The organism is Candidatus Binatus sp. (assembly GCF_030646925.1).
Classification (GTDB): domain Bacteria; phylum Desulfobacterota; class Binatia; order Binatales; family Binataceae; genus Binatus.
Genome location: NZ_JAUSKL010000029.1, coordinates 22,971 through 44,141, shown reverse-complemented (window position 1 = coordinate 44,141; position 21,171 = coordinate 22,971). Strand labels below are relative to the sequence as shown.

Here is a 21,171-nt window from a genome sequence, read left to right as displayed (position 1 = left end):
TGGAGATCAGGTAGCAAGCAAATGTGCGGAATCGGCGGATTGATCGGCGTTCGCGACGAAGGCGGCGTGCTATCGCGCCGGCTGCTCGACGCGTTGCGTCATCGCGGCCCCGACGACGAGGGCTTCGTGCAGCCGGCGCCGACCGTGTCGATCGTGCATACGCGGCTGTCGATTTTCGATCTCTCGCCGGCGGGGCATCAGCCGATGACGGATCGATCGGCGAACGATCCTGGCGCGCTGTGGGTGACATTCAACGGCGAGATTTACAACTTCAAGCAACTCGAAGCGGAACTCGCCGCCAAAGGCCATTTGTTCCGCACGCGATGCGACACGGAAGCGATCCTGCATAGCTACCGCGCTTACGGCGAGGGCGCAATCGAGCGCTGGCGCGGGATGTTCGCGATCGGCCTGATCGATCCGGCGCGCGGCGTCGGCTACCTGGTGCGCGATCGGCTGGGGATCAAGCCGCTCTACTTTTATCGAATCGTGGGCGGCGGTCTCGCGTTCGCGAGTGAGATGCGGGCGATTCTGGCGCTGGGACCGGAAATTGTTGCGAGAGAAATCGATCCGGCGGCGGTCGAGAGTTTTCTTGCGCAAGGCGCCGTGCAGGGCTATTCGAGCCTGGTGAAGGGGATCGAGATGGTGCGGCCCGGCGAGATGATTCGGCTGGATCTCGCGAGCGGCACTATAATGCATCGCAAACGCTACTGGAGCTTGCCGATTGCGCACGCCGAATCGGCGTCGCGCGAGATCGCGGTGGAGCGCCTCCGCGAAGTAGTCAGCGAGACCGTCAAGCTTCATCTTGCGAGCGACGCGCCGCTCGGAATTTTTCTGAGCGGTGGAATCGATTCGTCGGCGCTGCTGGCGATCGCGTCGGGCGAATCGACCAGCGTCTTGAAGACGCTGACGATCGGCTTCGATGCTCCGGAATTCGACGAGAGCGAAATTTCAGCGGCGACCGCCGCGCGCTTCGCGGTCGAGCATCAGAATATCCGGCTTTCGGCGGCCGAGGTGCTGGGACATCTGGAAAATGCGCTCGCGGCGATCGATCAGCCGACGGTGGATGGCTTCAACACCTATTTCGTCAGCAAGGCGGCGCGCGTGGCGGGACTGACGGTCGCGCTTTCGGGACTCGGCGGCGACGAATTGTTCGGCGGATACGCGACGTTCAAGGATGTGCCGCGGGCAATCGCGCTGCGGAATAATCCGCTGCTCTGCGGGGGCGCGCGGATCGCGAGTGGGCTGATGCGAACTCGCGCGGGACTCAAACTCGCGGAGACTTGCCGGCGGGCGCCCGACGCGCTCGCGATGTATCTGCTGCGGCGCGAGTTGTTTCTGCCGGCGGAGCGGCGCGCGCTGATGCCGTTGCCGGCGGCGGCCGATCCGGCGACCGGATTGGGTTCGGATTTGCTCGACGAGTTGCGGCGCGAATCGCAGGGACTCAGCGTCACGAATCGAATCAGCTACTTCGAAATAAATCTTTACCTGCGGCATATGCTGCTGCGCGATTCGGACGCGTTCAGCATGGCGGCGCCGATCGAATATCGCGTGCCGTTTTTGGACCATCGATTGGTCGAAGCGGTGTTCTCGATGCCGGGTGAGTGGAAGGCGCCTGACCCGCGGCCGAAGCCGCTACTGCTCGACGTCGCGGGCGATCGGGTTTCGCCAGCGGTATGGCAGCGGGCGAAGCGCGGCTTCACATTTCCGTGGGCGCGATGGCTGGCGTCGGGGAGCGCGCTTCATTCGGTCGCGCGGGACGCGGCAAACGACGCATCGCGCTGGCGCGAGCTTGGGCTGAATCCGGCGGCCGTTGCGGGTACGTGGAATCGATTCATACGAGACGACAGGCGCGTGAGCGCGCTGCAAGTTTTGGCGTTCGTGGTGCTGCGCGATTTTTCGGCGCGGCACAATCTCTGCGCGGCATGAAGGTGCTCTATCTCAACCCGACCGGACAGCTTGGCGGCGCCGAGCGAAGTCTACTGTTGCTGATGGAGAGCATCAAAGCCGCAAGGCCGAAATGGCAACTGGAGTTGATCGCGGGAGCGGAAGGACCGTTGATAGATCGCGCGCTCGAGCTTGGCGTTCGCGCAACTGCGATTCCATTTCCGCGCGCGCTATCACGGCTCGGCGACTCGAGCGCGAGCGGCGCGGGCCGGCGACTCGATCGGCTCGCGCTGGCCGGCGGGATTGGACGCGCCGGCGTGCCCGGCGCCGCATACCTTTATAAATTGCGCGGAGCGATTGCGGAGCGCGCGCCGAAAGTGATCCACAGCAACGGATTTAAAATGCATATTCTGGGTGCGTGGGCGCGTACCGCGGGCACTCCGCTGATCTGGCATATCCGCGACTACGTCGGATCGCGTCCGCTGATGTCGCGGCTCATTCGAGCGAACGCGCATCGATGCACCGCGGCGATAGCGAACTCGAACAGCGTGGCCGAAGATCTGAGATCGGTGTGCGGCGGCAATTTGCGCGTCGAGATGATTTATAATGCAGTCGATCTCGATAAGTTCAATCCGCGCGGCGAGGCTGCGGACCTGGACAAGTTGGCGGGAATGGATGCGCCGGCGTCGGGCACGATTCGAGTGGGAATGATCGCGACGATGGCGCGCTGGAAGGGCCACGAAGTATTTCTCCGCGCGCTTTCGAAACTAGCCGGCAAGTTTCCGCTGCGCGCGTATGTGATCGGCGGCTCGCTCTACGAGACTTTGGGGAGCCAGCATCGAATCGAAGACCTGCGCAAGATGGCGACGGAGCTGGGCGTGGAGCACGTCGTCGGATTCACCGGCTTTCTCGACGATACGGCGGCGGCGATGCGCGCGCTTGATATCGTCGTGCACGCGAGCACCGAGCCGGAGCCATTCGGGCTCGCAATTGCGGAAGGGATGGCGTGCGGGAAGCCGGTGATCGCTAGCGGCGCCGGCGGCGCGGCGGAAATCGTCGAGCCGAAGGTCGATGCGCTGACGCATCGGCCCGGCGACGTTGACGGACTGGCCGAGTGTATCGAGCGGCTGGCGTTAGATGGTGAACTGCGCAAACGGATCGGAGCGGCGGCGCGGGTGAGCGCGGAGCGGCAGTTCGGACGAGAGCGGCTGGTCGCGGGCATCCTGCCGATTTACGATGGCGTCGCGAGTGCGGCGGCGTGATGAATCGCGCGGGCGCTATGCAGCGGCGATGGCTGTTCCACTGCCTGCTGATTTCATTTTGCGCGATCTACATCGTTTACTATCCCGCGACATATTCGATTCTGGATGAGTGCAACACACTGCAACTATCGTACAGCCTGAGCCAGGGAACGATCTTTCCAGATCACGCGGGTCCGGGCGCCGGACTGTGGATCGACGGGCATCGGGTGTCGAAGTTTTCGATAGTTCATACGGCGATGATGGCGCCCGCGTGGAAATTGAATTGGCGGCTGAGCTTTCTGCTCGCGGCGGCATTTTTTGTGCTCGGAGCATTCGTGATCCGCGCGTGGCTGGAAAGAGAGAGACTAAACGGCGATTGGAGCGCGCTCTATTTTTTTCTGGCCGGGACACTCTATTACACTCAAACCGTGATGGCGGCGGTGCCGTCAGCGGTGACCGGACTCTTCGGACTATCGCTGCTGATGCGCGAGTCGCCGCGCGCGATGCTCGCGGGATTCATGCTGGGCGCGAGCGTGTTGCTGCATCCGTGGATGATGCCGTTCGTCGCGGTGGCGAGCGCGGTCTGGCTGCTCGAACGAAGCAGCGTCGATATGGCGCAGAACCTGCGCAGGCTGCTCGCGGGCGCGCTGCTACCGATTTTGATGATGGGCATCTACAATTTCGAGACGACCGGCAGTCCGTTTCGCAACGTATATACGATGCTGGGGCATCAGCGGTCGTTCACGGGCCTTCACTTCACCTCGTACTTTATGTTTTACGTCGCGTCGTTAGCGATTTTTCCGCTGGCTGGATGGGCGGTCTTCTCGCCGCGATTGGCGGGCGGATGGGCGCTCCCGATTGCAAGCGCGACTGCGCTGATACTGGCCGCGCTCTATTACTATCGCGACGGCTTGAACATTTCGTCGGCGCAGGTTGGCAGCGTGAAGGCGTTGCTGGCGGGTGCGATTCCGGGCCAGCGATTCATCATTCCGATTTCGATGGTCGCGTGTATCCCGGCGGCGCGGCTGCTCGATTCATTTTCAGTGTCGGCGCCCGACTGGATCGCAAATTGGGCGCGGCCGTTCGCGCTCGCGGGATTCGTGTCGGGCTTCGCGCTGCTGAGCGCGGCGCATCAGAGTTATCTGCGCGCGCATGCGGCGGTTCAGGCGGCGCTCTGCCAGACGGTTCCCGCGAATGCGCCGGTGACGGTTTCCGACGAGTTGCTGAAGGAAATGGGCCCGGATTGCAAAGTGTATGAACGCGTCGTCGGCGGGACGGACGGGCAGACGCCCGCGGCAAACGCATACGTCGCGTGGTTGGGGACACCGGGCGAGCGTCCGCCGGCGCGATGGATCGAAAAGCGCGAAGCAAAAACTTTTCAGCTCAGATCGTGGATTTGGAACCGGGACTTGTGGATCGCGAGGCCGCTCGGCGCCGCGGCGTTCGCAAGCGGCGACTCGGGATGACGCGTGCGTTGCATATCGTCAGCGGCAAACTTTACGGCGGGGTCGAGACGCTGCTGGTGACGCTCGCGCGCTACCGCGATTCGCATTCGTCGCTCGAGCAGCAATTCGCGATCTGCTTCGACGGGCGGCTTCGAGACGAGTTGGCCTTGAGCGGTGCGACGGTGAGCGATTTGGGCGCGGTGCGAGTGCGGCAGCCGCTCTCGATCTGGCGCGCGCGAAATCGATTGCGGAGAGTGATCGACGAGCAAGAAATCGACGTGGTGATTTGTCACATGGCGTGGGCGCACGCGATCTTCGCGCCGGTGGCGCGGGCGGCGGGCCGGTCGCTGGTGTTTTGGCTGCACATGGCGACCGACGGACGGCATTGGCTGGAGCGATGGGCGCGGATGACGGCGCCGGACCTCGCGATCGCGCCGAGCCGCTTCACGTCGCAAAGTGTCGCGGCGATTTTCCCGCAGGTCGAGACTCGCGTCGTCCACTACGCGGTCGCGCCGCCGGCAGATTCGCTCAAGACCGAACGATCGATCGTGCGCGCGGAAATGAAAACGCCGGACGACGCGATCGTGATCGTGCAGGCATGCCGGCCTGAAGCTTGGAAGGGCCAGGGTGTTCATCTAGATGCGCTCGCGGAATTGCGCGAGTTGCCGGGCTGGGTTTGCTGGATGGTGGGCGGCGCTCAGCGGGCGCATGAGCATGAGTTTCTCGAATCGCTCAAGCGCCAGGCGTCGCGCGCAGGAATCGGCGATCGAGTCCGCTTCGCGGGGCAGCGCGCGGATGTGCCGAGGATTCTCGCCGCGGCGGATATCTATTGCCAGCCGAATACGGGACTCGAAGGCTTGCCGATCGTGTTCACGGAGGCGCTCGATGCGGGGCTGCCGATCGTCACCACGGATATTGGGGGCTTTTGGGAAATCGTGGATGAGAGTTGCGGGATTCGCGTGCCACCAAACGACGCCGGTGCGGTCGCTGCGGCGCTGCGGAGTCTGATCACCGACGAATCGATGCGGCGGCGACTTGGCAATGCCGGGCCTGCAAAGGCGCGGGCATTCAGCGATCCGGTCGCGCAGATTCGACTGATGGGCGCGCTGTTCGATGAACTCGCGCAAGGCAGAAGTGCAGTTGCGGCATCGCATGGCATCTGAGGCGAGCCGAATCGTCGCAAAATTTTCCAAGTGTCGTCGATAATGCAAATCCGAAACGGGCGGGCGTTGATGCCGAAAATTATCGAGGCCGCGAATTTTCGCATCAACCGGCTCTCGGAAAGGATGCTGCGGCCGTGGATGGTGCGGCTCGGCTGGCAACCGTCGGGCGTTTCGCCGGTAAGCGAGTTACAGATCGATAGCTGCTTCGGTTACGACGAGGAGGCGGCAATCAAGCGGGCGGCGTCGATGGTGATGAATCACACGATGGTTTCGTTTCATCGGTTGGCGTCGTTGTGGGCGCAGGTGCGATACCTGGATCGATATTCGCTCGCGGGATCGATGGTCGAATGCGGCGTGTGGAAGGGTGGCGCCGCGGGCTTGATGGCGCTGGCGCATCTGCACGATCGATCGCGCGCCGATCGCGATTTGCACCTGTTCGATAGTTGGGAGGGGCTGCCGGAGCCGCGCGCGGAACGGGACGGCCAGCGGGCCCTCGACTACGCGTCCGGTCACGCGTCGGGCGCGCTCAAGCCGATCGGCCAATGCGTCAGCTCGATGCAGGAAGTGTCCGATCTGCTCGAATCGAAAATTGGCTATCCGCGCGATCTGCTGCACTATCACAAGGGCTGGTTTCAGGAGACGCTGGCGGCTGGCGGCGCGTCACTCGGCGAGATCTCGCTCTTGCGGCTCGACGGCGACTGGTACGACTCGACGAAAATCTGCCTCGAGGAACTTTATCCGCGAGTGACAAAGCACGGCGTGGTCGTGATCGACGATTACGGGCATTGGGCGGGATGCCGAACGGCGGTCGATGAATTCATCGCGACGCTGGCGGCGCCGATTATACTGCATCGCGTGGACTACTCGTGTCGTTACTGGATCAAGCCGGATTGAGTGGAGACCGGTGCGAATCGCTTTGAATATCAGCGTGCGCGCGGAACGTTAGAATGATATCCGCAATAATTTGTCTGCTGGCGTTCATCAGTGTCTTCGTCGCCGGGCGGCGCTCGCTCTCCGCCGGCACCGGCCTCGCGCTGACGTTCGGCTACATGTATGGGATCATTCGCGCGAACTCGCCGCAGCCAGCGTCGCACTTTATCTTCGACGCCGCGTCGGCGGGACTGTACCTCGCAATCTTCACGCGACCGAAGACGCCGCTCGAGCGCCGCCGAATCAGGAAGGTCGCGCCATGGGCGCTCGCGCTGTTCGCGTGGCCGGCGACGCTGGCCTTGCTGCCGATCCAGGATCCGTTGATTCAGCTCGTCGGCCTTCGCGGCCAGGCGTTTTTTCTGCCGTTCCTGATTCTGGGCGCGATGTTCGACGATATCGAGCTGCGCAAGCTCGCATTCTGGATCGCGGTGCTCGATATCGTTGCGTTCGCATTTGCGGGCGGCGAGTACTTTCTTGGCGTGCCGAGGTTCTATCCGCGCAACGCGGCAACCGAAATCATTTACGTGTCGAAGGACGTTGCGAACTATACTGCATTCAGGATCCCCGGCACTTTCGTCAATCCTGCCGGCTACGGCGGCATGATGGTGCTGGGAATGCCGCTGCTGGTTGGTGCGTGGGCGCAGCGCCGCGGCCATACGTGGGCGCGAGTCTTCCTTGCGGCGGCGCTGGCGATGGCGGTGATGGGGGTTTTTCTGTGCGCGTCGCGGACGCAGGCCGCGGCAATGATCGTCCTCGCGATCGTCGTGACGTTGTCGTTCCGCGTCCGCGTGACCGCGTACCTCGGATGGTCGCTGATGATCGCGGGAATTGTCTGGATCGTCGCGAGTTCGCCGCGACTCCAGCGCTTCACCACGTTGCAGGACACCAGCTTCGTCGAGAGTCGTATCCGCGGCAGCGTCAATTCGAGCTTCCTCGAAAAGGCCGCCGATCATCCGCTGGGCAGCGGGCTCGGTGGAGGCGGCACCAGCATCCCGTATTTTCTGCAAGGGCGCATCGAGAACCAGGAGTTGATCGAAAATGAGTACGCGCGAATCGTGGTCGAGGAGGGAATTCCCGGCCTGATGCTGTGGGCGCTGTTCATCTTCTGGGTGGTGACGCGCGCGGCGCCGCGACGATCCGATCCATGGTTTCTCGGCCGGCGGCTGGCGTACGTTGCAAGCCTGGTTTTTCTCGCTACGGGACTGACTGGCCTCGGACTGTTCACGTGGATTCCGGGGACGGCGCTACTCTTATTCATGATCGGATGGGTGGCGGCGCCGAACAAGGCAAGAGTGCCGATGGCCGATCCGTTCGCGCCGGCGGTGCTGCGCGGCGGACTGGTGATGACGCGGATGGGAACTTGAATGCCCGCTCCGGCGATCGAAATGCCTGATACGGTTCTGGCACGCAACTGGGTGCTGGTCGCAGGCGGATTTCATCGCGGCGGCGGGATGGATAGCGCCAACGCGGCGCTTGCGCAATATCTTGCAGATCGCGGCCGCCGGGTTCATCTCGTTTGCCATCAGGCGGATGACGATTTGCGAAATCATGCGGGCGTCGAGGTGCATCAAGTGCGACGTCCGCTGCGGTCATACTTTCTGGGTCAGTGGCTGATCGATGCGCGCGGCAGGCAGATCGCCGCGAAAATTATCGGCGTCGACGGGGACGCGCGCGTGATCGTCAATGGCGCGAACTGCGCGTGGCCGGACGTGAACTGGGTCCACTTTGTCCAGGCCGCGTGGGATAGCTCCGACGGCGCGGGTCTCGCGCGGGTAAAGAATCGGATCGACAAATCAGTGGCGCGAATGCGCGAAAAGGCGGCGCTGGCGCGCGCAAAGGTAGTGATCGCAAATTCGAATCGGACGCGGCGCGACCTGATCGATCTTGTCGGAATCCCGGCGGAGCGGATTCACACCGTTTATCTCGGCGGCGAATCGCACTGGAAAACAGCCGGCGCAAAAGCACGCATCGCCGCGCGCGAGTGGCTCGGAAAAAATCTGGAGCGGACGCTGGTCGCGTTCGTCGGGGCATTGGGAACCGATTCGCGAAAAGGCTTCGACACGATGTGGGCGGCATGGCAACGGCTATGCGCGAATCCGGCGTGGGACGCGGACTTGATCGTGGCGGGAGGCGGCCGCGCGTATCGCGCGTGGCAGTCGCGAATCGCGGCGTCGAGCATCGCGAATCGAGTGAAGATGCTGGGGCATACCGATCGTATCGCCGAGGTGCTGGCGGCGGCCGATTTGCTGGTCAGTCCCGTGCGCTACGAACCGTACGGCCTCAACGTGCACGAGGCGCTATGCTGCGGTGTGCCCGCGATGGTCAGCGCGTCCGCGGGGGTGGCGGAACATTATCCGGCCGAGATGGCGGAGCTGTTGATTCCGAATCCAGATGACGTCGAGGGGCTTTGCGCGCGGATGCTCGCGTGGCGGCGCTCGCCGTCGATGTGGAAAGAGCGAGTGCAGCCGCTGGCGCGCGAGCTGCGGCGGCGGACGTGGGACGAGATGGCGCGCGAGATCGTGCAAATCGCGGAGCAATCGACGCCGCGGTTTTCGGAAGGCTCATCTGCTCGCTGAGAATCGAGGAGTGAAATTGGCGACCGCGCTAAGCAAGGAGATTTTGCCGCCGGCTGCAGGAATCGTGGCGCCGGCCGTCGGCAATCGCGAGAAGCCGGTGATCACGATCGAGGCCGGGCGGAAATGGGCCGGCTTCGATCTGGCCGACCTGTGGCAGCATCGCGATCTCTTCCTTTTTCTCACGTGGCGCGACGTCAAGGTCCGTTACAAGCAGACGGTGCTGGGCGCGGGATGGGCCATCCTGCAGCCGTTTCTCACGATGGTGCTGTTCACGCTGATTTTCGGCCGACTCGCGAAGGTGCCGTCCGACGGGATCCCGTATCCGATCTTCGCGTACGCCGGACTGCTGCCGTGGAGTTTTTTCTCCAACGCGGTCACCAACAGCGGCAACAGCCTGGTCGGTAACGCGGCGTTGATCACCAAAGTTTATTTTCCGCGCATGGTGATTCCGGGCGCGGCGGTCGGCGCGGGCCTGGTCGATATGGCGATCGCGGCCACGATCCTGATCGCAATGATGGCCTGGTACGGAATCGCGATCGGGCCGTCGCTACTGATGGTCGTTCCACTCGTGTTTATCACGGCGATCTTTGCGCTGGCCGTCGGGATGTGGATGTCGGGGCTGAACGTGAAGTATCGCGACGTGCGCTACGCGCTGCCGTTCTTCGTTCAAATCTGGATGTACGCGACGCCGATCATTTATCCGATCGATTTTGTGCCCGCGCGATGGCGATGGCTGCTGGTGCTCAATCCGCTGACGGGGATGATCGAAGGCTACCGCTCGGCGCTGTTCGGCCGGCCATTCGCGTGGGGGCATCTGGCGGTGTCGGCGGCGCTCAGCGTCATCGCGCTGATATACGCGGCGTATTCATTCAAGCAGATGGAGCGCGATTTTGCCGACGTCATCTGAAGCATCGGCGCACGCGATGGCGGTTGACTCATTCGGTTGGTCGCTCAAAGAACAGAGCATCGCGATAAACCTAATTGTCAGCAACATACAGGCACAAATGTGATTGATGCGAAGCTAACCATGCATCTAGATGTCATCATGTGCCATCAAAGAGTCAGCGGAGCTCAAAGATTTGCGGGCGCATCGCGGGAAAATGGAACGCGTTTCGCACGCTCGTGCTGTTCCAGCGATACCTTGTTAACTGGCAAGCAGTCTGGGCAGCGTATCATCAACTGCAAGCAGTCCCGTCGCTCCAACTGCGCGGTGGGCTCACGATCAAATACGGGCCTGCCGACGACCCGATCGTCCTCTTGGGGGAAATTTTCGGCTCGCGGGTTTACGATCGCGGTGGGTTCTACCGGCCCAAGGCCGGTGACACGAATATCGACGTTGGCGCGAACATCGGGATGTTTGCGATCTACCTTGAATGGATCACACGCGGCGTGAAGGTTCACTGCTTCGAGCCAGGGATTGAGACTTTTCGTCAGCTTCAACAAAACATCGAAATCAATGGGCTTGGAGATTGCGTCCAGGCTTACAACTTCGCCATCGCAGACCGCGAGGGGACGGCGACACTGGGGCCGGGACAGAGCCTCGTGCGCGCGCTTGTGCCGGATGACTCACCAAACAGAAGTGCGGGAGAGCAGGTTAGGACAATCGATATGAAGTCAGCACTTGAAATCGCTGGCGTTAAGCAGGTCGACCTGCTCAAGATCGACGTCGAGGGCAGTGAAGTTGAAATCGTGAGGGGCGCGGGCGCATCCGGGTTGCAGAACGTACGTCGCGTAGTGGCAGAGATTCATGACAACGTCCGTCCCGGAGCTCACGATGCAGTCGTTGGGGACTTGAGGCGCGCAGGGTTTCGAATCGTTCGAGAATTCGACTTGCCTAGCCATGCCGGCCCGACAATCCTGCAAGCCTCCAGGTAAGAATCCCTGCTAGCGCATCGTCGAGCGGAACTTTTGAAATTACCTCAGTTCATTTGACCACCAAGCACGGTAAGTAAGAGTCGCGTCGTCAATCCGATCATTCAAATACGCGGACTCGGCAAGGAGTACCGGCTGGGCTCGCGGCGCTCGTATCGCACGCTGCGCGAGACACTCGTCGGCGCGATCAATTTGCCGGCGCGCTACGCGAAGGCGCTGCGGGGCGGCTTCGCCGAGCGGAGAAATTCGCGCGAGCCCACGACGATCTGGGCGCTCCGCGACCTCGATCTCGACATTGGCGAGGGCGAAGTACTCGGCGTGATCGGACGCAATGGCGCCGGCAAATCGACGCTGCTGAAAATCCTTTCTCGCATCACCGAGCCGACCACCGGGCGCGCCGAACTGTATGGGCGAGTTGGGAGCCTGCTTGAAGTGGGGACCGGCTTTCATCCGGAACTGACGGGCCGCGACAACATCTACTTGAGCGGCGCGATTCTCGGCATGCGGCGGAATGAGATCGAGCGCAAGTTCGACGAGATCGTCGCGTTCGCGGAGATCGACAAATTCGTCGATACCACGGTCAAGCATTATTCGAGCGGGATGTACGTGCGGCTCGCGTTCGCCGTCGCGGCTCATCTCGAGCCAGAAATACTGCTGGTCGATGAAGTGCTGGCGGTCGGCGATGCCGAGTTCCAGAAAAAATGCCTCGGCAAGATGGGCGACGTCGCGCGCCAGGGACGCACGGTGGTGTTCATCAGCCACAACATGGCATCGATCGAGGGCCTTTGCACGTCGTGCTTGATGCTTGCGGGCGGACGCTCGACGGGAAAAGGCAAGCCACAAGACGTAATAGGGCAGTATCTGAAGACTGAGCTAAGATCCGACGCGGGCCATCGGTCGCTTAGGATTCATCCCGGACGGCGTGCGGGTTCGATTCCAATCATGGATTGGGTCGAGCTTCAGTCAGGACCTGAACGACAGATTGGAGCGGTAAGGATGGATTCGGAGCTGACCGTGCATGTTGGATTCACGTACCAATCGCGACCGCTGCATCCAGTGCTTGGGGTTACGGTCCGTACTCTTCAGGGCGCCGCCGTATTCAACGTGAATAACAAATTTATCGCTGGATTTGATTTTGATCGATGCATGTCGGGCACGATTAGTTGCACACTCGACAACCTGCCGTTAATGCCGGGAACGTATTCCTTGGACCTGTGGTTCGGCGATCGCGCCTCGGACCTCGACGTAATCTTCGAAGCGATTTCATTTGACGTCATTCCGGCCGATGTTTTCGGGACTGCTCAATTGCCATGGGCACACTTGGGCCCGGTATTTTGTCGAGCTCGATTCGGGCTCGAACCAGGCTCGCCAAATTAGGAAGAACCTCTAATGTTTCGACTGTTTGACCAGGTCAAACCTCCGACGCTGTGCGAATCTCGGTAATCATCCCGGTCTTCAACGGCGAGCGAACGATCCGCGCGGCGATCGAGAGCGCGCTCGCGCAGGATTTCGAAGGCAGCGAGGTCATCGTCGTCGATGACGGCTCGACGGATTCAACCGCGCGGCTGCTCGCGGGTTACGGCGCGCGAATCAAAGTGGTGACGCAGAGCAATCGCGGCGTGTGCGCGGCGCGAAACACTTGCGTCGCGGCGGCGTCGGGCAAGTACCTCGCGTTCCTCGACGCGGACGACGAATTCATGCCGGGCAAACTGGCCAAGAGCTATCGCGCGCTCGAGCAGAATCCAGGTGCGGCGCTGGCATTTTCGGACCTGGTATCGCTCGACGCGCACGGCAATGAAATCGACGTCCCGGTGATCGGGCGCGCGCCGACGATGGACGAGATGCTGTCGCGCGGATGGCCAATTCTGCCGACCGGCGCCGTCATGCCGCGCGCCGTGTTCGATCGATGCGGCGGCTTTTGCGAGGATTTCAAGCAGCCCGGCGGCGACGATCCGTACATGTGGCTGCTGGCGCGCGAGCAGGGCGAGTTCATCTACATCGCGGAGCGCCTGGCGATTCATCGCTCGGGATCGGCGCTCCAACTCGCGGAGAAATACCGGGCGGGAATTCCGATCTTCAAGCGGCTGGTGCGCGCGCGCTACGGTTCGCGCGCCGACGGTCTGATCCGCGACACGCATCATTTCATGTCGGCGATGTATATCGGCGGCGCGATGAACCTGCTGGATGAAGGCGAGATTCGCGACGCGCTGGCGGCGTGGCTCAAGGCGGCGCGGTACCGGCCCGCGATGCTGTTCGACGCTTCGATGCTCGCGCGCCTGTTCGTCGCGAGAAATTTGCGGCGCCTGGCGAAAGGGATCGGGCTCGCGGTGACGCGCCGCGCATAGGCAGTTCGAGAACTTCGATGACTGCGTGGAATATCATCACCGGGCACTATCCGCCGCAGCCGGGCGGCGTGAGCGATTATACGCGACTGATCGCGCACGGACTGGCCGAGGCGGGCGACCGCGTCTCGGTGTGGACCTCGCGCTTCGATACGGGTGCGGTGAACGGCGAAGTTGTGCGAGTGAATCGCTTGCCGGATCACTTCGGCAGGGCCGGCCTGGTGATTCTCAATCGCGAATTGCATCGTGAGCGCGCCGCCCGAGTGCTGGTCGAATATGTACCGCACGCATTCGGCATGAAGGCGATGAACGTTCCGCTCTGCATGCTCCTGCTGCGTCATCGGCGTCGCGACATCACCGTGATGTTTCATGAAGTTGCGTATCCAATCGAACGCGGCCAGCAGATGCGCCGCAACCTGCTCGGAATCGTGAATCGCGCGATGGCGGCGATACTCGCGCGGGCCGCGTCGAGAATTTTCGTGGCCGCGGAGGCATGGAAGGAAGCGCTCGGCCGACTGGCACCGCGAGGATGCGACATCAGGTGGTTGCCCGTGCCCAGCACGATCGGGGTGAGCTCTGATCGCGCCGCAATACTCGATAAGCGCGCGCGCTTCGCCGAGCCCGGGGTGAAATTGCTGGGGCATTTCGGCAGCTACGGTCCGCTGGTGGCGGCGCGGCTCAAGCCTGCATTGATATCGATTCTTTCCACCCGCAGCGACGTGCGGATAATTTTGATCGGCCGCAACAGCGAAACATTTCGTGATTCGTTCGCCCGCGAACATCGATTGTTGGCATCGAGAGTGATCGCCACGGGACCGCTCGACGAGGCTGACGTTTCGGCGAGCATCGGCGCCTGCGACTTCATGATTCAGCCGTATCCCGACGGGATCACGTCGCGGAATACGAGCGCACTCGCCGGACTGGCGTATCGGAAACCGGTCGTAACGACTACCGGTCGCTGGTCCGAAACTCTGTGGGCACGCAGCGGCGCAGTGATGCTCGCGCCGGACGGCGATCCCGACGCCCTCGCGCACTGCGCATTTGAGTTGATGGACAATCGCGAGCGCGCGAACACGATGGGATGCGCCGCGATCAAGTTGTACCACGAGGTCTTCGATGTGCGTCACACGATCGATGCGCTGCGAAACGCCTGATGCGTGTCGCGATCGCCAACTGGAACCGCAGAATCGTGGGCGGCTCGGAGGCGTATCTCAAATCCGCGCTGTGGGGACTCGGACGCGCCGACGTCGAGTGCGCGCTGCTGACGGAAATCGACGCGCCATCCGGACGGGCGCCATTGGAGATGCCGGCGGGATCGCCGCGCTGGTGCCTCAGCGAGATGGGCGCGGCGAAGGCGCTCGACGCGTTGCGCGAGTGGCGGCCCGACGTGATTTTTGTGCACATCGTGAAGGACACGGAACTGGAAGCGAAGCTGATCGAAATCGCGCCGAGCGTTTTGTTTGCGCATTCGCATCAGGGGATGTGCATCAGCGGCGCGAAGACTTTCAAGTTCCCGGAGGTGCGGCCGTGCGCGCGGCGCTTTGGCTGGCAATGCCTGGTGCAATTTTATCCGCGTCGATGCGGCGGGCTGAATCCGATGACGATGTGGCGCGACTACTCGGCGCAAATGCGCAAGCATTCGATGCTCACGAAATACTCGGCGATCGTCACGGCGTCGAAATATCTGGCGGGGGAGCTTGAAAAGCATGGAATCTCGCGCGACCGCCTTCATACGATCGCGATGCCAATCGGCGCCGGATCGACAGTCCGCGTACGCGCAGGGTCAGCAAGGCCCAACGAATCGCCGACCACGCCGAGGCTGCTGTTCGTGGGGCGGATGTCGTACCTCAAGGGCGGCAGCGTGCTGCTCGATGCGATCCCGCAGGTAGTTGCGGCATTGGGCACGCCGGTGAGAATCACGTTTGTCGGCGACGGTCCGAGCTGCGGGGCATGGGAGGAGAGGGCAAAACAATTGGCGTCGATCGATCGACGGATCGAAGCTACGTTCACCGGATGGTTGGACTCCGACGCCATTGAATCGATCTTCGATGAAAGCGATCTGCTGGTGATGCCGAGTCTCGAGCCTGAAACTTTTGGCCTCGCCGGGCCCGAAGCGGGCAGGGCGGGAATTCCGGCGGTCGCGTTTGATGTCGGCGGAATTTCGGAGTGGTTGATCGATGATGTCAACGGTTGTCTTGCGCCAGGCAATCCGCCGCGAGCAGAAGGACTGGCCGCCGCGATCGTACGATGCCTCCGCGATCGTGAAACGTACGAGCGGCTACGGCGCGGAGCGATCGAGGCGTCGAATCGATTCGACACCGAACGACATGTTGAATCGCTGCTCGCGATATTCCGCAAGGTAACGGCCTGTCCGCTATAGTCATTTCGATTTGTTACATGTCATCGACGGTAAAAGCGCTCGCGAAAAATTCCTTGCCGCGCCCGCTCTGGAAGCTACTGCGGCTGGCGCGCGTGTGGTCGAGCACGCATCTCTTTCCGGAGCGAATCGTTAAGCATACTTACGGCGGCTTTCCGCTGTCGGTTTGGCTGGCCGATCCGCTCGCGCAAGGATGGTACGACCACGAGTGGCCGGAACTCGCTGAGATTGCGCTGCTGAGGCGCGGACGGCTCAAAACAGGTGCGCGAGTGTTCGACCTCGGCGCGCATCAATGCGTCGTCGCGATGATGATGGCACGAATCGTCGGCGAGTCGGGGCAGGTGATCGCGCTCGAAGCCAATCGGCACAACGCTGAAATCGGGGAGCGCAATCGCGAGTTGAACGGAATTACGCAGTTGAAGGTGATCGCGGCGGCCGCGGCTAAAGAGCCAGGATCGATCGACTTTAGCCGCGGTCTCAACGGCAGCGTCGATTCCGGGAATGCCGATTGGGGCAAGACGCGCGTTCGCGCTCATTCAATCGATGAACTTGCGCGACTGTACGGCGCGCCCGACGTGATTTTCATCGACGTGGAAGGATTCGAATGCGAAGTGCTGAAGGGTGCGCGCGAAACGTTGCTGCTTGAACCGGACGCGTTCATCGAAGTGCACGCGGGCTGCGGGTTGGAGCGTTTCGGCGGCACGCGCGAGAGCATCTTCGACACGTTTTCGCGCGAGCAATACGATCTGTTCGCCGCGCCAGAAAAATCAGGGCAGTTTTCCGCAGTCACCAACTCGCAAATGTTGCCTTCGCACCGTTTTTTCTTCGTGGCGTTATGCAAGCGCCAAGCAGATTCCGAGTCCGCAGCACCTCAGCCATGACGATTGTCGCGCGCGCAATCCGCATGATGCCGCCGTCGTGGATCGAGTACGCCTCGGAACTCGGCGTCAAGCATCCGATCGTCGCGGGCTGGTTGCGGCGCGCCGGAACATCGATGCATGGCCGCGATCAGGTGATCGTTCGGGGCTTCGCGCGCGGGCTCAAGATCAACATCGGCTTTTCGCATGTCGGCTATGTGCTCGGCACGACCGAGCCGGCGGTGCAGGCGGCGCTCGATTATCTGCTGCGTGCGGGGATGACGGTTTATGACGTCGGCGCGAATGTCGGCTTTCACGCGCTCGGCGCCGCGCGACGAGTTGGCGTCGAGGGCTGCGTGATCTGCTTCGAGCCGCTGCCGGAGAACGCAAAAAAGATTCAGTACAATGCCGCCGTGAATGCCCTCGCCAATATCAAGATTGTCACCACCGCGCTCGGGAGTTCGGCGGGCGAGGCGGCGTTCTGGACCTCGGAAAAACCGACCTGGGGCAAACTCGCGTCGGTTGGAAAAAAGCCGGACCGGTTCGCGAACGAAGTCAAAGTCAAAATTGAGCGCCTCGATGCGCTGGTCGACGAACTGAATCTCGCGCCGCCGGATCTGATCAAGATGGATGTTGAGGGCGCCGAACTGGACGCGCTGGAAGGGGCGCGCCGCACGCTCGAGCGCTACCGTCCGACGATGCTGATCGAGGCGCACGGCACCAACACGGCGATCGAAACTTTTCTCGTCGCGATCGGTTATCGGGTCGGCGTGCTGGGCAAGCCGATCGCGGTCGCGGAGTCCTACTGGAACGCGCACATCTTCGCGATCGCGCCGGAGCGCGCGGATGCGAACGAAATCTTCGATCGGCTGCGGACGATTCAGGGGTGACGGAATCACCATCGACAATCGAGATCGAAGGCGGCGGCGCGATTTCGCGAGCGCCGGTGCAGAGTCGTGCCGCGAAGCGCCCGCGGCGGCTGCTGACGATCGGACATTCATACTGCGTGGCGGTCAATCGGCGCCTGGCGCACGAGATGGCGCGCGAAGGCGGCCGCGATTGGGAGGTGACTGCGGTCGCGCCGGAATTTTTTCACGGCGATTTGCGGCCGATCAACACCGAAGAAATTCCGGGAGAATTGTGCCGGCTCGAAAAAGTTCCGGCATTTCTGACCGGGCACATCCACGTCTTTTTCTACGGGCTGAGGCTCCGCGAAATTTTGCGGGAGCGATGGGATATCGTGCATTGCTGGGAGGAACCGTACATCGTGGCGGGCGGACAGGTCGCGTGGTGGACGCCGCGTGACACGCCGCTGGTCTTCTGGACCGGACAGACCATCTCGAAAAATTATCCGCCGCCATTTTCGATGATCGAGAAGTATTGCATCGCGAGATGCGCCGGATGGACGGCGCGCGGAGAAAACGGCGTCGCGGCGATGTTGCGCCGCGGCTACGATCGCAAGCCGCATCGCGTGATGCCGCTCGGCGTGGATCTCGGGTTGTTTTTTCCTGCACGCGCCGCGCGAGAAGCGGTCCGCGCGCAACTTGGATGGACAACAGCGGGGCCGCCGGTAGTGGGCTTTCTCGGACGATTCGTCGAGGAAAAAGGAATTCGCACGCTGACGACGGCGCTCGAACAGGTCAAGACGCCGTGGTGCGCGATGTTTGTCGGCGGCGGGCCGCTCGAAGACTATCTGCGCAGCTGGAGCGCGCGCTATGGCGAGCGGGTTCGAATCGTCACCGACGTTCCGCATGGCCGCGTGCCGGAGTATCTGAACGCGATGGACATCATGTGCGCGCCGAGCGAAACGACGCCTGCATGGCGTGAGGTTTTCGGCCGCATGCTGGTCGAGGCGTTCGCGTGCGGCGTTCCTGTGATCGCGTCGAACAGCGGTGAGATACCGCTCGTCGTCGGCGACGCAGCGCGAATCGTGCGCGAGGGCGAGGCGACCGAACTGGCGCAAGCGATCGCGGAGTTTATCGAGAAGCCGGCGCTTCGAGCCGAATTTGCGGCGCGCGGAATCGAACGGGTCAGGACTACTTACGCATGGCCGATCGTGGCGCGGCGGCATCTCGAGTTTTTTGATCAATTGCTGGAGCGCGGCGCGCCGTAGCGAATCTCGTTGCTGCACCAAAGCTGATGCGCAGGCTCAAAGTCGCGATACTTGCCGACTATCCCGAAGAGCGATGGCCGAGCATGGACCTGGTGGCCCGGATGCTCGCGAGTGAACTGCAACAGCGGCATCGCGATTCAGTCGACGTCGAGCTGATTTGCCCGCGATTCATCAAGCTCAGCCCGCTCGCTTCGTTCGCGAAATTATCGCGCATGAAATCGATCCTGGATGGCGAGCGCGCGCTGAACCGATACGTTCGCTATCCGTTGTGGCTTAGGCGCGAGCGCGACAAGTACGATTTGCTTCACATCATCGATCACAGTTACAGCCATCTGGCGAATTATCTCCCGCCGGAGAAAACGATCATCACCTGTCACGACCTCGATGCGTTTCAAAGCGTGCTGGATGTTTCGTCGGCGCCGGCGCGATCGAGCGTGTTTCGCGCGGTCGCCGGTCATGTGCTGAAGGGATTCCGCCGCGCCGCGATGATTTCCTGCGTGAGTCATTCGACGCGCGACGCAGTCCTGGCGGCAGGGCTTACGATCGCGGAGCGAACCGTGGTGATTCCGAACGGCGTCGATTCCACGATGTCGCTCCACGCGGATTCGGCCGCGGATGCCGAAGCTGAGCGTCTGCTCGGGCCTCGAATATCGGGCGCGGTCGAAATCATTCATGTCGGTAGTGTCGAGGCGCGCAAGAGAATCGATCTCCTTCTGCGAGTCTTCGCCGGGATCAATCGCGAATTTTGCGAGGCGCGCTTGATTCGCGTCGGCGGCCGACTTTTGCGGGAGCATCGCGAAGCGGCGCGCGCGCTGGGAATCAGCGATCGAATCGTCGAGATGCCGTATCTCGAACGCAACGTACTCGCGGCGATTTATCGGCGCGGATCGATGTTGCTGTTGCCGTCCGAGGCGGAGGGATTCGGGCTGCCGATCCTCGAGGCGATGGCTTGCGGACGTCCTGTGATTGCGAGCGACTTGCCTGTTTTGCGCGAAGTGGGCGGGGATGCCGCGTCCTATTGCAGCGTCGGCGACATCGCTTCGTGGGTGCGCGCTGCAACCGGAATTTTGAAGCGCAATTGCGGAGGCAATCAAGGCGCCGACGAATCTCGCGATCGGATACCCGCGCAGCTTCCTAGTCGCGCGGTAGAGAAACAATCGATCGCGCAGGCCGCGCGATTTTCGTGGAAGGAAACAGCTTCGAGGACGGCAGACCTGTACCAAACTGTCGCCGGCCGAGTGCAAAACCGACTGTCAGAGTGTGAGAAACGGGGGAACGGATGAAGGTCATAATCACGGGCGGCGCGGGATTCATCGGCAGCAACGCGGCGGCCCGCTATCTCGCGCGCGGGCTCGAAGTCGTGATCATCGACAATCTTCATCGCCCCGGCACCGCTTCGAATTTCGAATGGATTCGACGGCACGGACCGGTTCAACTGGCGCAAGTCGATATTCGCGACGGCGAGTCGATCGCGCAGACGTTTCAGAACAATCGCGACGCGACGCTGGTGTTGCATCTGGCGGGACAGGTCGCGGTGACGAGTTCGGTCGCGAATCCTCGGGCGGATTTCGAGATCAACGCACTCGGAACGATCAACGTGCTCGAGGCGATGCGGCTGGCCTCGATGGACGCGGCTTTGATCTACGCCTCGACCAATAAAGTGTACGGCGATCTGAACGACTTGAAAGCGGTCGAACGGACGCGGCGCTGGGAGCTGCAGGACTTGCCCGACGGGATTCCGGAGGAGCGCGGAATCGATTTCCATTCTCCCTACGGATGCTCGAAGGGAGCGGCGGACCAGTACGTCCGCGACTACCATCGAATTTACGGACTGAACACCGTGGTGCTGCGGCAATCGTGCATCTATGGAACGCGGCAATTCGGCCATGAGGATCAGGGCTGGATTGCGTGGTTCGTGATCGCGGCGGCGCTCGGCTTTCCGCTCACGATTTACGGCGACGGCAAGCAGGTGCGCGACGTTTTGTTCGTCGAAGATTTGCTCGACGTTTACGACATCGCAGCGAGCAGGATCGAGTCCGCGCGCGGCAAAATCTTCAATGTCGGCGGCGGACCGCGTAACGCAATCTCGCTGATAGATCTGCTCGAAATGTTATCGCGGAAGCTTGGCAGGCGAATCGATCATCGAGTTGCCGAGCGGCGACCGGGAGACCAGCGAATCTACATCAGCGACATACGCCGCGCGAAACAGGAATTGGGCTGGGAACCCAGGATCGATTGGCGCGATGGCGTCGAGCGGCTCGTGGAGTGGGTCGCGGCGAATCGCGACGAGTGCCGGAACGCGTTCGAGAGCAAGGCCGCCGAGCATCGTGAATCCAGCGCAGTATAGTCGATTGACTATAGACGCGGCACC

18 protein-coding genes are annotated in these 21,171 nt (G+C 62.0%); all 18 read left to right on the top strand.

Annotated features, from left to right (window positions below):
• The first annotated feature begins 21 nt into the window (after nt 1–21).
• Nucleotides 22–1,926, top strand: coding sequence for an asparagine synthase (glutamine-hydrolyzing) (gene asnB / locus Q7S58_RS04250; RefSeq protein ID WP_304821169.1), 1,905 nt, complete (start codon nt 22–24; stop codon nt 1,924–1,926).
• Entirely contained in the window at nt 1,923–3,146 is a 1,224-nt protein-coding gene (locus tag Q7S58_RS04245) for a glycosyltransferase family 4 protein (RefSeq protein ID WP_304821167.1), read from the top strand. Before asnB ends, Q7S58_RS04245 begins: the two co-directional genes overlap by 4 nt.
• Nucleotides 3,146–4,591 (top strand): hypothetical protein, encoded by a 1,446-nt coding sequence (locus tag Q7S58_RS04240; protein WP_304821165.1) that lies wholly within the window; start codon nt 3,146–3,148, stop codon nt 4,589–4,591. The genes Q7S58_RS04245 and Q7S58_RS04240 overlap by 1 nt, the downstream gene beginning before the upstream one ends.
• On the top strand, nt 4,588–5,733 hold the full coding sequence (locus Q7S58_RS04235) for a glycosyltransferase (RefSeq protein ID WP_304821163.1): 1,146 nt from the start codon (nt 4,588–4,590) through the stop codon (nt 5,731–5,733). The genes Q7S58_RS04240 and Q7S58_RS04235 overlap by 4 nt, the downstream gene beginning before the upstream one ends.
• 69 nt (nt 5,734–5,802) lie before the next feature.
• A complete protein-coding gene (locus Q7S58_RS04230; protein WP_304821162.1) occupies nt 5,803–6,627 on the top strand; it encodes a TylF/MycF/NovP-related O-methyltransferase in 825 nt (274 codons plus the stop codon).
• A 53-nt stretch (nt 6,628–6,680) separates the two neighbouring features.
• Entirely contained in the window at nt 6,681–8,027 is a 1,347-nt protein-coding gene (locus Q7S58_RS04225) for an O-antigen ligase (protein ID WP_304821160.1), read from the top strand.
• A gap of 21 nt (nt 8,028–8,048) precedes the next feature.
• On the top strand, nt 8,049–9,239 hold the full coding sequence (locus tag Q7S58_RS04220; RefSeq protein ID WP_304821158.1) for a glycosyltransferase family 4 protein: 1,191 nt from the start codon (nt 8,049–8,051) through the stop codon (nt 9,237–9,239).
• Nucleotides 9,240–9,255: 16 nt separating this feature from the next.
• Nucleotides 9,256–10,146 carry an ABC transporter permease gene (locus Q7S58_RS04215; protein ID WP_304821156.1) on the top strand — a complete coding sequence of 297 codons (891 nt, stop codon included), beginning with the start codon at nt 9,256–9,258 and terminating at the stop codon, nt 10,144–10,146.
• Nucleotides 10,147–10,286: 140 nt separating this feature from the next.
• Nucleotides 10,287–11,114 (top strand): FkbM family methyltransferase, encoded by an 828-nt coding sequence (locus tag Q7S58_RS04210; protein ID WP_304821154.1) that lies wholly within the window; start codon nt 10,287–10,289, stop codon nt 11,112–11,114.
• 189 nt (nt 11,115–11,303) lie between these two features.
• Entirely contained in the window at nt 11,304–12,488 is a 1,185-nt protein-coding gene (locus tag Q7S58_RS04205; protein ID WP_304821152.1) for an ABC transporter ATP-binding protein, read from the top strand.
• 50 nt (nt 12,489–12,538) lie between these two features.
• A complete protein-coding gene (locus Q7S58_RS04200; RefSeq protein ID WP_304821150.1) occupies nt 12,539–13,456 on the top strand; it encodes a glycosyltransferase family A protein in 918 nt (305 codons plus the stop codon).
• Nucleotides 13,457–13,473: 17 nt separating this feature from the next.
• On the top strand, nt 13,474–14,607 hold the full coding sequence (locus Q7S58_RS04195; protein WP_304821148.1) for a glycosyltransferase family 4 protein: 1,134 nt from the start codon (nt 13,474–13,476) through the stop codon (nt 14,605–14,607).
• Nucleotides 14,607–15,833 (top strand): glycosyltransferase family 4 protein, encoded by a 1,227-nt coding sequence (locus tag Q7S58_RS04190; protein WP_304821146.1) that lies wholly within the window; start codon nt 14,607–14,609, stop codon nt 15,831–15,833. Before Q7S58_RS04195 ends, Q7S58_RS04190 begins: the two co-directional genes overlap by 1 nt.
• Before the next feature lie 17 nt (nt 15,834–15,850).
• Entirely contained in the window at nt 15,851–16,711 is an 861-nt protein-coding gene (locus Q7S58_RS04185; RefSeq protein ID WP_304821144.1) for an FkbM family methyltransferase, read from the top strand.
• Complete coding sequence (locus Q7S58_RS04180) at nt 16,708–17,577, top strand: FkbM family methyltransferase (protein WP_304821142.1); 870 nt, start codon at nt 16,708–16,710, stop codon at nt 17,575–17,577. Before Q7S58_RS04185 ends, Q7S58_RS04180 begins: the two co-directional genes overlap by 4 nt.
• On the top strand, nt 17,574–18,800 hold the full coding sequence (locus Q7S58_RS04175) for a glycosyltransferase family 4 protein (protein ID WP_304821140.1): 1,227 nt from the start codon (nt 17,574–17,576) through the stop codon (nt 18,798–18,800). Before Q7S58_RS04180 ends, Q7S58_RS04175 begins: the two co-directional genes overlap by 4 nt.
• 26 nt (nt 18,801–18,826) lie before the next feature.
• On the top strand, nt 18,827–20,083 hold the full coding sequence (locus Q7S58_RS04170; RefSeq protein ID WP_304821138.1) for a glycosyltransferase family 1 protein: 1,257 nt from the start codon (nt 18,827–18,829) through the stop codon (nt 20,081–20,083).
• Nucleotides 20,080–21,147, top strand: a complete 1,068-nt coding sequence (locus Q7S58_RS04165; RefSeq protein WP_304821136.1) for a GDP-mannose 4,6-dehydratase — start codon at nt 20,080–20,082, stop codon at nt 21,145–21,147. Before Q7S58_RS04170 ends, Q7S58_RS04165 begins: the two co-directional genes overlap by 4 nt.
• The last annotated feature ends 24 nt before the right edge of the window (nt 21,148–21,171 follow it).